1 pseudogene is annotated in these 252 nt (G+C 54.4%); it reads right to left on the reverse strand.

The annotated features are described in order from the left end of the window. Positions 1-252: pseudogene (locus MXD62_RS09165) on the reverse strand (tRNA uridine-5-carboxymethylaminomethyl(34) synthesis enzyme MnmG); the annotation flags it as partial.

Consider the following 252-nt stretch of genomic DNA (forward strand, 5'->3'; position numbering starts at 1 on the left):
CTCTACCTGCTGCAAGGATTTACGGATATAGCCATCATACTTTATCTGGATCTCCACCTGTTCAGCCACATCTTCCGGCACGGCTTCCTCCACAGGTACCATCGCCGCGATGTGCTCATAGGTCAGTTCCGGGCGACGAAGCAATTGGGCTAACTCAATCACTTCCGTTAACTCAGGAGAGCCAGCCTCCCGAAGCGCAGCCTGCACCTGCGCATTGTCAGGACGAACCCTGGTATTCAGGATGCGTTCCTT

It is taken from the genome of Frankia sp. Mgl5 (assembly GCF_023242985.1).
Taxonomy (GTDB): domain Bacteria; phylum Actinomycetota; class Actinomycetes; order Frankiales; family Frankiaceae; genus Parafrankia; species Parafrankia soli.